Source organism: Jeotgalibaca sp. A122, from assembly GCF_052266715.1.
Lineage (GTDB): Bacteria > Bacillota > Bacilli > Lactobacillales > Aerococcaceae > Jeotgalibaca.
Genome location: NZ_JBQPRB010000001.1, coordinates 42406 through 57670, shown reverse-complemented (window position 1 = coordinate 57670; position 15265 = coordinate 42406). Strand labels below are relative to the sequence as shown.

At 41.7% G+C, this 15265-nt stretch carries 13 protein-coding genes; 11 read left to right on the top strand and 2 right to left on the bottom strand.

All coding sequences use genetic code 11. The features are described from left to right. Positions 1-71 precede the first annotated feature (71 nt). Positions 72-1850: a glycoside hydrolase family 35 protein gene (locus tag ACTU7M_RS00260; protein ID WP_443472364.1), complete on the top strand. Its 1779-nt coding sequence runs from the start codon at positions 72-74 to the stop codon at positions 1848-1850. Positions 1851-1883: 33 nt separating this feature from the next. Here ACTU7M_RS00260 and ACTU7M_RS00255 read toward each other — a convergent pair whose 3' ends face one another. Next, positions 1884-2594, bottom strand: a complete 711-nt coding sequence (locus tag ACTU7M_RS00255; RefSeq protein ID WP_443472363.1) for a GntR family transcriptional regulator — start codon at positions 2592-2594, stop codon at positions 1884-1886. Positions 2595-2775: 181 nt separating this feature from the next. Here ACTU7M_RS00255 and ACTU7M_RS00250 point away from each other — a divergent pair, with 181 nt between their 5' ends. The 3 genes from ACTU7M_RS00250 to ACTU7M_RS00240 are packed head-to-tail and all read left to right on the top strand — an operon-like array spanning position 2776 to position 5315. Beyond that, positions 2776-3705, top strand: a complete 930-nt coding sequence (locus tag ACTU7M_RS00250) for a PTS mannose/fructose/sorbose transporter subunit IIAB (protein WP_443472362.1) — start codon at positions 2776-2778, stop codon at positions 3703-3705. Positions 3706-3709: 4 nt separating this feature from the next. Continuing rightward, a complete protein-coding gene (locus tag ACTU7M_RS00245) occupies positions 3710-4513 on the top strand; it encodes a PTS mannose/fructose/sorbose/N-acetylgalactosamine transporter subunit IIC (protein ID WP_443472361.1) in 804 nt (267 codons plus the stop codon). Further along, positions 4500-5315 (top strand): PTS system mannose/fructose/sorbose family transporter subunit IID, encoded by an 816-nt coding sequence (locus tag ACTU7M_RS00240; protein WP_443472360.1) that lies wholly within the window; start codon positions 4500-4502, stop codon positions 5313-5315. The genes ACTU7M_RS00245 and ACTU7M_RS00240 overlap by 14 nt, the downstream gene beginning before the upstream one ends. A 65-nt stretch (positions 5316-5380) precedes the next feature. On the opposite strand, the gene tnpB is transcribed toward ACTU7M_RS00240, so the two are convergent. Next, on the bottom strand, positions 5381-6547 hold the full coding sequence (gene tnpB, locus ACTU7M_RS00235; RefSeq protein WP_443472359.1) for an IS200/IS605 family element RNA-guided endonuclease TnpB: 1167 nt from the start codon (positions 6545-6547) through the stop codon (positions 5381-5383). A gap of 271 nt (positions 6548-6818) precedes the next feature. Here tnpB and ACTU7M_RS00230 point away from each other — a divergent pair, with 271 nt between their 5' ends. The 7 genes from ACTU7M_RS00230 to argS all read left to right on the top strand — a co-directional run bounded on the left by ACTU7M_RS00230 (position 6819) and on the right by argS (position 15259). After that, complete coding sequence (locus ACTU7M_RS00230) at positions 6819-7847, top strand: 3-deoxy-7-phosphoheptulonate synthase (protein WP_443472358.1); 1029 nt, start codon at positions 6819-6821, stop codon at positions 7845-7847. 80 nt (positions 7848-7927) lie between these two features. Continuing rightward, positions 7928-8410 (top strand): prolyl-tRNA synthetase associated domain-containing protein, encoded by a 483-nt coding sequence (locus tag ACTU7M_RS00225; RefSeq protein WP_443472357.1) that lies wholly within the window; start codon positions 7928-7930, stop codon positions 8408-8410. A gap of 212 nt (positions 8411-8622) precedes the next feature. Continuing rightward, positions 8623-9849, top strand: coding sequence for an arginine deiminase (gene arcA / locus ACTU7M_RS00220; protein ID WP_443472356.1), 1227 nt, complete (start codon positions 8623-8625; stop codon positions 9847-9849). Between the two features lie 25 nt (positions 9850-9874). Next, positions 9875-10876 carry an ornithine carbamoyltransferase gene (gene argF, locus ACTU7M_RS00215; protein WP_443472355.1) on the top strand — a complete coding sequence of 334 codons (1002 nt, stop codon included), beginning with the start codon at positions 9875-9877 and terminating at the stop codon, positions 10874-10876. Between the two features lie 65 nt (positions 10877-10941). Further along, the gene (locus ACTU7M_RS00210) at positions 10942-12447 is read left to right on the top strand and encodes a YfcC family protein (RefSeq protein ID WP_443472354.1); all 1506 of its coding nucleotides are present in this window, start codon (positions 10942-10944) and stop codon (positions 12445-12447) included. An 87-nt stretch (positions 12448-12534) separates the two neighbouring features. Then, the gene (arcC, locus tag ACTU7M_RS00205; protein ID WP_443472353.1) at positions 12535-13476 is read left to right on the top strand and encodes a carbamate kinase; all 942 of its coding nucleotides are present in this window, start codon (positions 12535-12537) and stop codon (positions 13474-13476) included. Positions 13477-13567: 91 nt separating this feature from the next. Then, positions 13568-15259 carry an arginine--tRNA ligase gene (gene argS, locus ACTU7M_RS00200; protein ID WP_443472352.1) on the top strand — a complete coding sequence of 564 codons (1692 nt, stop codon included), beginning with the start codon at positions 13568-13570 and terminating at the stop codon, positions 15257-15259. The last annotated feature ends 6 nt before the right edge of the window (positions 15260-15265 follow it).

Sequence of the window (15265 nt, the reverse complement as noted above, 5' to 3'; positions counted from 1 at the left end):
ATTGAAACAACCATTCATTTTTCATTCTAAATGTAAGGGCTTTTCTGGAGACGTTGTAGAAAGGAAGTAAAATGAAGACTTTTGAGATTAAAGAAGAATTTATCTTGAACGGTAAACCAATTAAATTAATAAGTGGAGCCATTCATTATTTCCGGATGATGCCAAGCCAATGGGAAGACAGTTTATACAACCTGAAGGCCTTAGGAGCAAACACGGTAGAAACCTACATCCCTTGGAATATCCACGAACCAGTGGAAGGGCAATTTGATTTTAAAAGTGAAAAAAATATTTTTGAGTTTATCGAAAAAGCAGAAGAGCTAGGACTTCTGGTTATCTTACGTCCATCCGTATATATTTGTGCGGAATGGGAATTCGGCGGTATGCCGGCTTGGCTACTAAATATTCCAAATATCCGTCTACGTTCAACAGACAGTCGTTTCATTGAAAAAGTGGAAAACTACTTTAGTCATTTATTACCAAAATTAGCGCCATATCAAGTGACAGCGGGTGGCCCGGTCATCATGATGCAAATCGAAAATGAATACGGTTCATATGGGATGGAGAAAGAGTATTTACGCCAGACAAAAACGATTATGCAAAATTGCGGGGTTAGTGTGCCACTGTTTACAGCAGATGGCACTTGGAATGAAGTCTTGGATTCAGGCAGTATGATTGAAGATGACGTGTTCGTTACGGGTAACTTTGGGAGCAAATCAAAAGAAAATACAGCTGTTCTAAAAGCTTTCATGGAGCGCCACAATAAAAAATGGCCACTGATGTGTATGGAATTCTGGGACGGTTGGTTCAACCGTTGGGGCGAAGAAATTATTCGTCGGGATGCGGAAGACTTGGCACATGATGTGAAAGAAATGCTGGAACTGGGCTCATTGAACTTATATATGTTTCATGGCGGCACGAACTTCGGTTTCAATAATGGTTGCTCAGCACGTGGAATGACTGATTTACCGCAAGTTACCAGCTATGATTACGACGCACTTTTAACTGAAGATGGACAACCAACTGAAAAGTACTTTGCCGTTCAACGTGTGATTAAAGAAGTTTGTCCGGATGTTTGGCAAGCAGAACCGCGACGTAAAACGCTGAAAGCTTTGGGGGAATTCCCAGTAGCTAATGCAGTTGGTTTGTTTAACACCTTAGATACGATTGCGAAACCAATTAAGTCCACATACCCTTTGCGCATGGAAGAAGCGGGCAGTGGCTATGGGTATATGTTATACAAAATGACACTTAAGAATTATCACCGTGAAAATCGCTTGCGTGTGGTTGAGGCGAGTGACCGGATTCATGTTTACTTGAATGAAGAAAAGATCAAAATACAAAAACAACATGAAATCGGGGAAGATATTATTCTCGAAGAAATGGCGGGCGACAACGACTTAGAGGTTACGATTCTTTTGGAAAACCAAGGAAGAGTGAACTATGGTCATAAGTTAAATGCACCGACACAGTCAAAAGGAATTCGTGGCGGTGTGATGTACGACATTCATTTCCACCAAGTCTATGAGCAATTCACCTTGGAATTAGATGCTGACCAACTGGCGCTAATTGATTATACGCAAGAAAGTAACCACTCTGCTCCTTCGTTCTATAAGTTTACACCGGAAATCACCGAAGTAGCCGATACGTTTATTGACTGTTCAAAATACGGAAAAGGTGTGATTTTTGTAAATGGTTTTAATCTGGGGAGATATTGGGAAAGGGGACCACATCTATCCTTGTATTGTCCGAAAGATTTACTAAAACCGGGCAAGAACGAAATTGTGGTATTTGAAACAGAAGGTGTATTAATCGAAAGCCTTCAGTTTGTTGAAAAACCTGTTTATATATAAAAAAGCTCGATAGAAGCTTTCGCGGCTATCGAGTTAAATTAAAGCTTCTACTTCAATTTTCGTTTTGAAATATTTCCAATGTTTATAACTGACAACGTACTCAGCTACCGTACCATCACTGAGGTATGAATGTTTCTTTTGTACCACAACCGGTTCACGGAAACTTAAGGTAAGACTGTTCAAAATTTCTGGATCTTCAGGGAAAATAATTTCATTCGTTTCAGTTGAAGCGAGTGCGTACATGTCAATGTCAAAGTCTTTTCTTACTTTTTCGTAAATACTTGCGTAATGTGCTTTATTCTTAACTGGCATCTTAACCAGGTTAAGCGGCAAATGAGTAAAGTGGATGAGGAAGGGCTGGTTCAATGTTTTCCTTACCCGTACAATCTGTATATAAGATTGATCAACAGATAGGCCGAGCTCTTTCAAAATATCCGCGTCATTCTTTTCTTCAATAGATAAGACGGTCACGGATTCTGTATCCAACGGGTGGTTTTCAATATCTGAAAATTTAACAGTAGCACCGATTTTTGCTTTTGAAACAAAAGTACCTTTCCCTTGGACACGATACAAGTAACCAGCCGCAGCAAGTTCATTTAACGCTTTGACAACTGTAATAGAGCTGACGTTATAACGTGCTTTCAACTCGGATTCAGAATAGAATTTATCCCCGGGAGAGAATTTATGTTCTTGAATTTCTTTCAATAAGTCTTGTTTAATGAGTTCGTATTTCGGTAATGTCATAGAAACGTTCCCTTCTTTTATCATTGGGGCTGATGATTTTATCCAAGGATACCATGTTAACTTACGTTAATCAATATTGTGAGAAGCTCGAAAAATGCAGTTTAGTAAGATAATTAACGAATTTCTTGATAACTTAACCGACTAAGTTATCAAAATAAATTAAATAATTATGGAGGAACACATGAAAAATATCGTTTTAGTAAGCCATGGATTATTGGCAGAGGGTGTGAAATCTTCATTAGAAATGATTGCGGGTAAACAACCCAATCTCCACACCATTTCCCTAACTCCGGATGGCGATAACCTACAATTTGGCGAAGAATTAGAACACAAAATGAAAACCTTTACAGGTAAAACAATCATTATTGCGGATCTATTGGGCGGCACTCCTGCGAACGTTTCGTTACAAATGTACAGGGATAATCCGGACGTTGAAATTATTAGTGGTTTGTCTTTACCAGTGGCATTGGAATGTGTATTGGGAAGCAATCGTTCGCCAGATGCGATTTTAGCATCGGCAAAAGAAACAATGGTGGATTTAAAAGCATCTTCAAAAGAAGTAGTGCATACACCCAAGTCTAACGATGATGCACTTGAAAAATATCAAGCTTTTGCCGGACAAGCAAATATTGTCAATGCCCGTATTGACGAGCGTTTGATTCACGGACAGGTTGCCGGAATTTGGTCCAGTACTCTGAAAACGCAACGCTTACTAGTGATTAATGACACAGCTGCAGAAAATGTATTGCAAAAATCATCCTTACGCATGGCTGCACCGAAATCAATGCGTTTATCGGTATTGACTGTTCAAGATGCAGTTAAGAATATTAATGGCGGTAAATATGGGAAACAAAGACTATTCTTAATTTTCAAAAATCCGACTGATGTTCTAAAATTTATTGATTTAGGTGGCAGCTTGGAGTGTTTAACAGTAGGAAATATGAGTTTCGAAACAGGAAACCGCGAAATTACGAAAAACATTTACATTACAAAAGAAGAAGAACAAGTATTTACAGCTATTTCAAACAGTGGTGTTTCAATAACAGCGCAATTGGTTCCAAATGAACCAGCAACAGATTTCATGAAAAAACTAACGAATAAGGAGAAATAAGCTTATGCAACTCGAATTCTTTCAAATACTATTACTTACTATATTTTCATTCTGGGCAATTAACGATTCATTAATATCCAACACTTTGACGCAACCTGTCATTGCAGGTTTTGTTACCGGACTTATTATGGGAGATACAACAGTTGGTTTGATGGTCGGAGGAACTTTGCAATTGATGCAACTGGGAATCGCTGCTTTCGGTGGGGCGAGTATTCCGGACTACTTTACAGGTGCTGTTATCGGTACGGTTTTTGCAATTATCTCAGGAGAAGGGGCTGAGTTCGGAATTGGACTTGCTGTTCCTGTTTCACTCTTAATGCTGCAATTGGATGTTGTAGCACGTCTCGGTAACGTATTCCTATTACACCGTGTGGATGCTGCTATTGAAAAGATGCAAGATAAAAAGATTCCTGGCCTAGTTTTAGCGGGATCAATCTTCTGGGGATTGAGCCGTGCTTTACCCATTTTCTTAATGCTAGTTGTTGGCGATTCTGTGGTTATTACCATTACTGAAAACATTCCAATGTGGTTAATGAACGGCTTGAAGACAGCTGGTGGTGTGCTACCGGTAGTCGGGGTTGCGATTTTACTCCGCTACATGCCAACTAAAAGCTATATGCCATACCTACTGATTGGCTTCTTCTTGGCTGCATACTTAAACATCCCAATGTTGGGAATTTCAATGATTGGTTTAGTGGCGGCGCTGTTCGTTTATAACAGTGACAATAATCAAGTGGCGCACACACAAGGAAGTGTTCAAACAGCTACACAAGGTACTTTTGAAGGAGGATTCGATGGGGATGAATAATACAATGGATAACAAAATCACCAAAAAAGATCTAAATAAAATGAGCTGGAGATATATCTTAGGAAGTCAGTTGAATTGGAACTACGAACGAATGATGAGTTCAGGTTACCTCTATGCGATTCTACCGGCATTGAAGAAAATATATGGCGACAAACCGGAACAGTACCAGGATATGATGGAAACCCATAACCAATTCTTTAACACAAATGCAAACTTCGGTAACTTGATTTTGGGTATCGATATTGCGATTGAAGAACAAGACGGGTATGAATCAAAAGAAACTATTGTTGCATTGAAAACAGCCTTGATGGGTTCATTAGCTGGTGTTGGGGATTCACTTTTCCACGTTATCTGGGGCACGATATTCGGATCCATCGCAGCGAGTTTGGCACAACAAGGGAGTGCAGCCGGCGTTATCATGTGGATTGTTGCGAACATGATCTTGATGTATGGCCGTTCGTTGTTACTGCCACTTGGATATAAACAAGGTGTGAAATTGGTTACGACCTTAAAAGATAAACTCACTTCATTTACGAATGCTGCTACAGTCTTAGGTATTACAGTCATTGGTGCTTTAATTCCAACAGTTGTTCGAGCATCTGTCCCTTATGTTTATGAAAATCAAGGTGTCGAGCTTGTTTTACAAGACACAGTGGATGCAATCATGCCAGGCTTGGTGCCTGCTTTATTGGTTGCTCTAACATATTGGATGTTAGGTAGAAAAGAATTGAACTCTACACGTGTTATTTGGATTATTCTAATTCTCTCAGTCGCAATGAGAAGTCTGAATATCCTCGCTTGAACTACCCCCACCTACGCTATCGCTTAGAGGTGGGGGATTCCTACGAACACCAGGGTATCCCCCGGTTATCTTAATAGGCTATCCCCGCAGCTTCCTGCGGTTAGAAGCCTCATGGCTTCGTTTTTGAGATTGATGCTTGCGTTCAGATCCCGGTCATGGTGGGCATTGCATTGCGGGCAATCCCACTCGCGCACCCGGAGATTCTTCACGTCTTTGTTTTGGTAGCCGCAGCACGAACAGAGTTGGCTGGAAGGGAAGTTCCGGGCGACGGCGACGACTTGCTTGCCGTACCATTTCGCTTTGTATTCCAGCATCGTCCGGAACTGCGCCCAGGATGCTTCTGCTATTCCTTTGGAAAGCCTTTTATTCTTCAGCATGTCGGACACCTGCAGGTCTTCGATCCCGATGACGTCGTGGTTTTTGACGATTTCGGTCGAAATCTTTTGCAGGTAATCGGCTCTGGCATGACTGATTCGTTCATGGATCCGGGCGACCTTGACACGCTGCTTCTGATAGTTTTTCGATTCGGAAAGCTTACGTCCGTCCTTTTTGGCCTGTCCCCTGCGCCGGGAAAGGATTTTCTGCCCTCTGGCCAGTTTCCGCTCCAGTTTGTGGGAAACCCTTGGGTTTCCGTAGACGGTCTCGTCGGAAATGACGGCAAAAGCCTTTAAGCCGACATCGACCCCGCAAACGGAACCCGTTTTCGGCAAGGGCTGAACCTCCGTCTCAACCAAAAGGGAAACAGAGTAGTTGCCCGACGGGTTCCGCCGAACAGTGGCGCTCAAGATCCGGCCGGCGACTTCCTTGGACTTGGCGAACCGGATCAGCCCCAACTTGGGCAGCTTCAGCCTGTTCGCCAAAACGGCGATGTTCCCATTGGTCTGTCTGGTCGTGTAGGACTGGACCGGATTCCGCTTGCTCTTGAACCGCGGGACGGCGTTCTGTTTTTTGAAGAAGCGGTCGTAAGCATCACTCACGTTCCGCACGGCTGATTGCAGGGCGACGCTGTCCACCTCCTGCAACCAGGCGGTTGCCGGGTCTTTCTTCAACGCAGGCAGCCCGGCGGAACAGGTGCCGTAGCTCAGTCCCATTCCCGTGTCTTTGTAGACATTGTTCCATTCGGACAGGAAATGGTTGAACACAAAACGGGAACAGCCGATGGTCTTCGCGATCAATATTTGTTGCTCTTTGGTGGGGTAGAGACGGAATTTGTAGGCTTTGTGGATGCGCATTTTTTTCACCTTCTTTATAGCCCATGATACGCGAACGTAAGTTCTTTATCAAGCGGGAAGGTGTGCAGCACGCAAAGAATAGCTTAGAAAAACGTAGGCTAACGCCTACCGCCATTCCTCTCCCGCCTACTCATTGGGCGATGCCCATTTCATTTCTTGAGGGGGAAGTCTTCTGGCGGAAAATGATAAATCTGAAATAACCAAAATAAATCCCAAAACTTCATTAAAATCTGGTAAGATGGATAAAAGTTTTCTTGAAGGAGGGTCTGAATTGAGTTTCAATGCATTAAGCAAACATATTAACATTGCGACAATTAAATCAATCACAAAATTATCAGAAGAAGCAGCCGCTCATAAAGTAGCACGCGACGCTGAATTAAAGGCAATTATAGAAGGTGAAGACAAACGTATTCTTTTGGTTATCGGACCTTGCTCAGCGGACAATGAAGAAGCCGTACTTGAATATGCGAGACGTCTGGCGAAATTACAAGAGGAAGTAAAAGATAAAATTTTCATGGTCCAACGTGTGTATACGAATAAACCACGGACTAACGGAGATGGTTACAAGGGTATGATGCATCAAGCGGATCCAAGTGGTGATGTTGATATTATCCGCGGCATGGTTGCCGTTCGTCGTATGCATAATCGTGTCATTACAGAAACCGGACTGACAACTGCGGATGAAATGCTTTACCCGGACAATCTATTATTTATCGATGATTTAGTCAGTTACCACGCAGTAGGGGCACGCTCTGTTGAAAACCAACAACACCGTTTTGTTGCAAGTGGTATTGATCATCCAACCGGCATGAAAAATCCAACCAGCGGCAATTTGAAAGTTATGTTCAATTCCGTTTACGCTGCCCAACAAAAACAAGAATTGATGTACAACGGTCTGGATGTGGAAACAAGTTCGAATCCCTTGGCTCACGTTATTTTACGTGGTGGTTCAATGGAGAGTGGGGAAATCGTGCCAAATTATCACTTCGAAGATTTGATGAAGACGATCAATCTCTACAAGAGTAGCGTTTTGCAAAATCCGTTTGTCATGGTTGATACAAATCATGACAACTCCGGCAAGCAATATTTGGAACAATTCCGTATTGTCCAGGAAGTATTGATGAACCGGAAGTGGAATGAAGATATCCACAATTATGTGCGTGGCTTCATGATTGAGAGCTATTTGAAAGACGGACGCCAGGAACCAGGCGGAACAGAATTCGGACAATCCATAACCGATCCATGTATTGGTTGGGACAAAACAGAAGAACTGGTTCGTTTCATCGCTAAAAACGCATAAACAAAGGCACTTTCCAAATGCGGAAAGTGCCTTTGTTCTTCCTATTCGATATAATTAAAAAAAATGAAGAAGGTGCAGAAATGTCAAAAGCAATATTTGGCTTGTTAGAGCAATTATATATTCACTATGAAACGATAAAACATCCGCCCGTTTTCACAACCGAAGAAGCGAATCGCTATATTGAAGGCATCGAGGGCGTACGTACCAAATCATTGTTTCTGACGAACAAGAAAAAATCTGCCTTCTACCTCGTTATTCTGGATGACTCCAAGAAACTTGATATGTCAAAGTTTCAAACAACCGTCCAAACTAATCGTGTGAAAATGGCCTCACCGGATAGACTCATGGAAAAAATGAAACTGGAACCAGGATCAGTATCGATTTTTGGCTTGATAAACAATACTGAAAGAGATATTCAGGTCTATTTCGATCAAGCGATTCTCACTGAACAGCGAATGAGTTTCCATCCTAACATTAATACTCAAACGATATTCCTTGAAACCCAGGATGTTTTAAAATTCATTGCCTGGCTTGGGTATTCATGGAAGGCTATTGCACTTTAATTTTTTATCATATTTTCATGTGTCGAGATAGAAATACAACGAAACGTGTAATAACGTGATTTATTGTAAATTTATTATTATGATTAGATTAAAAGGTGTTATAAACTATAACGAATGTGATTATTGTCACATAATTGTTGTGACTAATCACAAGAAAGCGTTTTCTCGTCGTGCTATAGTGAGGTTAAGAAAAAACAAGGAGGAAACAACAGATGACAACAAGTACAAATAAAGCCGTAAATATCTTTTCCGAAATCGGAAGATTGAAACAAGTTATTTTGCATCGTCCAGGACGTGAACTGGAAAACCTTGTTCCCGACTATTTAGATCGTTTGCTTTTTGATGATATTCCTTTTCTTGAAGCAGCGCAAAAAGAGCACGATGAATTCGCAAAAATATTAACTGATCATGGCGTAGAGGTCCTTTATTTGGAAAAACTCGTCGCAGAGGCCATTGATGATGCAGGGGTAAAAGAACAGTTTGTGGATGAGTGGTTATCCGAATCCGGATTATCAGAAGGTCCAAGTTATGAAGCGATTCGTCAGGATTTATTGAATTATGATGATACTTTTGAAATGGTATTAAAGACAATGGAAGGCTATACCAAACAGGAACTAAGCATTCCAGAAACAACAACCTTGTCTAACTCAGTCAACGAGACTTATCCTTTCTTGGTAGACCCAATGCCGAATCTCTATTTTACCCGTGACCCATTTGCGACGATAGGTCATGGCGTTTCCATTAACCGTATGTATGCAGAAACCAGGAACCGGGAAACGCTATATGGGAAATACATATTTGACTACCATCCGCATTTAAAAGCGACTGAAACCTATTATAACCGGGAATCAGAAACGCGGATTGAAGGTGGGGACATTCTCATCCTGTCCGAGAAGACTTTGGCGGTCGGAATTTCTCAACGTACGGATGCCCGTTCCATTGAAAAGCTTGCCAAAAATATATTCAAGGATACCGATTTCGATGAAGTGCTCGCATTCCTGATTGCGGAAAATCGTAAATTCATGCATCTGGATACCGTGTTTACAATGGTTGATTACGACAAATTCACCATCCATCCAGAGATTGAAGGAGACCTACAAGTATTTTCAGTCACAAAAGATGGCGATGAAGTTAAGATTGAGGAAAAAGTTGATACGATTGATCATATTTTGGCCGAAGCCCTAGGCGTTGAAGCTGTCACCCTCATTCGTTGTGGCGGGGGAGACCCGGTTGTAGCAGCCCGGGAACAATGGAATGATGGTTCCAATACTTTGGCAATTGCACCGGGTGAGGTGATTGTCTATAACCGTAATACGGTCACGAATCAATTGTTACGTGAGGCAGGGGTTAAAGTCTATGAATTTGATGGCAGTGAACTTGTACGGGGTCGTGGGGGTCCGCGCTGCATGAGTATGCCGGTTTACAGAGAAAATATTTAAATAAAATATAAAAGGGGAAATTCACATGTTCCAAGGAAGAAACTTTTTGAAAGAAATCGACTTTTCGAAAGATGAACTAAACTATTTGATAGATTTCTCTATTCATTTGAAAGACATGAAAAAAAGAGGAATTCCACACCAATACCTGAAAGGGCAAAACATCGCCTTACTGTTCGAAAAAACATCAACCCGGACGCGTGCTGCCTTTACTGTGGCAACGAATGATCTAGGAGCATCTCCAGAATTCCTGGGTGCAAATGATATTCAACTGGGTAAAAAAGAATCGGTTGAAGACACTGCTAAAGTACTGGGAAGTATGTTCGATGGGATTGAATTCCGGGGCTTCAGCCAAGAAATGGTAGAGGATTTGGGTAAATATGCGGGTGTTCCAGTTTGGAACGGACTGACGGATGCGTGGCACCCAACGCAAATGATTGCTGACTTTATGACATTAAAAGAAGAATTCGGTGAAATCAAAGGCAAAAAGTTAGTTTATTTGGGCGATGGACGTAACAACGTTGCAAACAGTTTACTGATCACCGGCGCCATCTTGGGTGTCAATATTACAATTTCAACACCTGAATCATTGTTCCCTGATGAAAAATTGGTGGAAATGGCCAAAAAATATGCTGAAGAATCAGGAGCGGTCATTGAAATCACCAGTGAGACACATGCTGCCGTCAAAGATGCCGATGCACTATACACCGACGTATGGGTTTCGATGGGAGAAGAAGCGAAATTCGAAGAGCGGGTTAAACTCCTTACTCCGTATCAAATCAATAAAGAATTAACCGATCATATCGAAGGCGACTGGATTTTGTTGCACTGTTTGCCAGCATTCCATGATACCGAAACGGTCTACGGCAAGGACGTTGCGGCAAAATATGGTGTTAGTGAAATGGAAGTAACCGACGAAGTATTCCGGGGACCACAAGCACGTCAATTCCAGCAAGCGGAAAACCGGATGCATTCCATCAAGGCAATTATGGCAGTCACAAACGGCAACCTCTTCATTCCACGGGTTTAGGACAAATAAAAACCAGGATTGAGCGTTAGCCTTCTCAATCCTGGATTTATGGGGATGTGAAAAAAATGGCCGAAACGAATAAGAAAAAGTTTAAGATGCCAACTTCCTATACAATATTGTTTATTATCATCATACTTACTGCTATTTTGACGTGGATTATCCCTGCAGGCCAATACGATTTAAATGCTGACGGTGAGGTATTAAGTGGTACCTACCATGCGGTTGAGGCAACACCACAAGGAATCTGGGATATCCTCTCAGCACCATTCAAAGGAATGGTCGGGACGGATGCAACGCAGGGTGCAATTGAAATTTCCCTCTTTATTTTAGTGATTGGTGGATTCCTGGCGATCGTTACGGAGACGGGTGCCATTGACGCCGGTATTTCCGCTGTTATCAAAAAGAACGAAAAAAACATGTCACGGCTCATTTGGATCTTGATGTTTATTTTTGCCCTGGGTGGATCAACCTATGGGATGGCGGAGGAAACGATGGCTTTCTATGCACTGTTGATTCCGTTGATGGTAACGGTAGGGTTTGACTCACTGTCGGCGGTTGCGGTTATTCTGGTGGGCTCCGGTCTGGGCGTTTTGTCTTCAACAGTTAACCCATTTGCGACCGGTATTGCTTCAGCGATGGCTGGTATTAACTTGGCGGACGGTATTGTTCCCCGGGTAATCTTTTTCATCGTCATGTATGTGATTGGGGCAGTGTATGTCTCCCGTTATGCCAAGCGCGTACAAGAAGACAAAAAAAATTCCTATATTTCCGACATTATGGATGAGCAGAAAAAAACATTCGCCGTAAAAGAAAATATCGGTGAAATGACAAGCAAACAAAGAACAGTCTTGATTTTATTCGCTTTGTCATTTGTAATCATGATTATCGGCTTGATTCCATGGAGTGATTTGTTCCCAGGCTTTACCTTCTTTGAAGACATCTATACGACTATCAGTGAAACACCAATCCTTGGTCCACTAGTTGGGCAAAGCTTCCTTCCGTTTGGCTGGTGGTATTTAAACGAGATCACGGTGCTATTCTTTATCATGTCTATTATTATCGCGATGGTCTATGGTATTTCAGAACCACGTTATATCCATGTTTTCCTTGAAGGAACAAAAGATCTTTTAAGTGTTGCTTTGGTTGTTGCGATTGCGCGTGGTATTCAGGTTGTGATGAATGATGGTCAAATTACGGCAACGGTTCTTTACTGGGGTGAACAAGCGTTGAGTGGTTTATCTGAAAGTATCTTTATCGCCATGACCTACATTTTCTATATCCCGCTATCCATCCTGATCCCATCTACTTCCGGACTTGCAGCAGCGACGATGGGCATCATGGCACCGTTAGGAAACTTTGCCGGTGTTTCAGAAAGTTTAGTAATCACCGCTTATCAATCCGCTTCCGGTATTGTCAACTTGATTACACCAACTTCTGGGGTTGTAATGGGGGCAATGGCGATTGCAGGATTGGAAATTACGACTTGGTGGAAGTTCATGGCCAAGTTACTCGGTATTGTTTTCGTGGTCACCATCTTACTATTGGTAATCTTTGCCATGTTAGGTTGGTAAATATTCATTTACTAAGCTCTCAATTTTGTTATAATATTCAGAAATGCTGATGCCAGAATTTCTTTGGTATCAAAAAGGAGAAAACATATGGGACGTAAAATTGTAGTAGCACTTGGGGGAAATGCCATTCTGGTGGATAACCCATCTGCAGAAGCACAAAAAAAAGCGGTTTGGCAAACTGCTGAGCATCTGGTCAAATTTATCGAAAATGGTGATGAGTTAATCATTACACATGGTAACGGCCCACAAGTAGGAAACCTCTTATTACAAAACTTGGAAGCTGATTCCGCTAAAAATCCGGCTTTCCCGCTTGATAGCTTAGTCGCCATGACTGAAGGGAGTATTGGTTACTGGTTACAAAATGCGCTACAAAACGCATTGACTGATAGGAAAATAAATAAAAATGTCGCGACCATCGTGACACAAGTGATTGTTGATGAAGCCGATCCAGCCTTTCAAAATCCCACTAAACCAATTGGACCGTTTTATAGTGAAGAAGAAGCCAAAAATGAAATGGCCAAAGGTAAAGGAACTTTCAAGGAAGATTCGAACCGCGGTTGGCGTAAAGTCGTACCATCGCCAAAACCGGTTGCTATCAAAGAAATCGACACCATTTCCAGCTTGGTGGAAACAGGCCAAATCGTGATTGCCGGTGGTGGTGGTGGTATTCCTGTCATTGAAAAAGCGAACGGGCACCTAGAAGGTGTGGAGGCTGTCATTGACAAGGACTTTGCTTCCCAACAGTTAGCCAGCCAGCTAAAAGCTGATTTATTTGTAGTTTTAACCGGTGTGGATTATGTGTTCGTCAACTTTAATAAACCAGATCAAAAGAAACTAGAGCATGTGACGGTTTCCGAACTAAAAGCCTACATCGAAGAAAAACAATTTGCTCCTGGTAGTATGTTGCCGAAAGTGGAAGCGGCTATCGATTTTGCCACAAGTGGTGAAACTAATACCGCAATCATTACGTCGTTGGAGAATATTGGCCGTTTGATTGATTCAAATGCCGGAACTATTATTACAAAATAGCAAATATCAATCAAACCCCTAGAACCCTCCCAGAAATAAATGGAAGTTTCTAGGGGTTATTGGTATTATGAGTAGAGAGAGGGTTCTTTTCATGGATTTTAAGGAAAATATTTTGAAAGCGCTATTTCCTTTGGTAGGGGACCACTTGTCAGAAGAGGAAATAACCGATTTGATTGAGGTTCCGAGTAACCCGGAATTTGGTGATTTAGCATTTCCTGTTTTTGCATTGGCAAAAATATACCACCAAGCACCCAACCAAATCGCCAAAGAACTGGTTGAGAAAATGAATACCGACTTCTTTGAGTCGGTTCAGACGATTGGTCCTTATATCAATTTCAAGTTCAATCGAAAAACATTCAGTAACATCGTTTTAAATAACGTACTGACACAGCGTGAACACTATGGTTATCAGGATTTAGGTAAAGGCGGGAACGTACCGGTTGATATGTCATCCCCGAATATTGCCAAACCCATGTCGATGGGGCACTTGCGCTCGACTGTTATCGGCAATGCCGTAGGGAATATTATGGAGAAATTGAATTATAATGTTATCCGGATTAACCACTTAGGAGACTGGGGAACACAATTTGGAAAGTTAATCGTAGCCTACAAAAAATGGGGCGATGAAGAAGTCATCAAACGTGATCCAGTTAATGAATTGGTTAAATTATATGTTGATTTCCACGACAAAGCTGATTTGGATCCCACCTTGGAAGAAGACGCTCGTGTAGCTTTCAAGAAGCTCGAAGAGGGCGACGAAGAAATGTACAAGCTGTGGAACTGGTTTAAGGAAGAGTCGCTACAGGAATTTAATAAAATCTATGCAATCTTGGGGATAGCGTTTGACTCTTACAACGGAGAGTCATTTTACAACGATAAGATGCAGGAAATACTTGACGACTTGGAAAAAGGAAATATCTCGACTGTTGAAAATGGTGCGACCATTGTGCGTTTGGATGAGGAGGGTTTACCTCCAGCCTTGATAAAAAAATCGGATGGGGCAACGTTGTACTTAACACGTGACTTGGCGACTGCTTACTATCGGAAACGTACCTACGATTTTGTGGAAAGTGTCTATGTCGTTGGAAATGAACAAGCCAATCACTTTAAGCAACTTAAAGCTGTTTTGAAACGCCTTGGTCATGAATGGGCAGATAACATGCATCATGTACCTTTTGGATTGATTACGCTAGGTGGCAAGAAATTATCAACACGTAAAGGTAAAATTATCCTGCTCGAAGATGTTTTAAATGAAGCGATGAAATTGGCAAAGGAACAAATATTACAGAAAAACCCTGAGTTGGAAAATCAGGATGAAGTTGCACGTCAAGTAGGGGTGGGTGCCGTTATTTTCCATGATTTGAAAAAAGACCGTCTGAACAGTTTCGATTTCAAGATTGAAGAAATTGTTCAATTTGAAGGTGAAACCGGGCCATATGTACAATATTCCTATGTGCGGGCGCGCAGTCTTTTGGAAAAATATGCCAAGAAAATAAATCCTGAAAAAACTTTTGGTTTGGAAGATGACTATAGCTGGGAAATCATCAAAAAAATAGAAGATTATGGCAAAATAATCAAGCAAGCAGCAGCCGGATATGAGCCATCCGTTTTGACGAAATACTTAATCCAAGTGGCTCAAGTATTTAATAAATACTATGGTAATACGCGTATTTTAGAACAGAATGAGCAATTGGAATCGCGGATGGCATTAGTGGAAGCAACGTCAATCGTCTTGAAAGATGGTTTGCATTTACTGGGTATCGAGGTTCCTGAAAAAATGTAAGAGCAC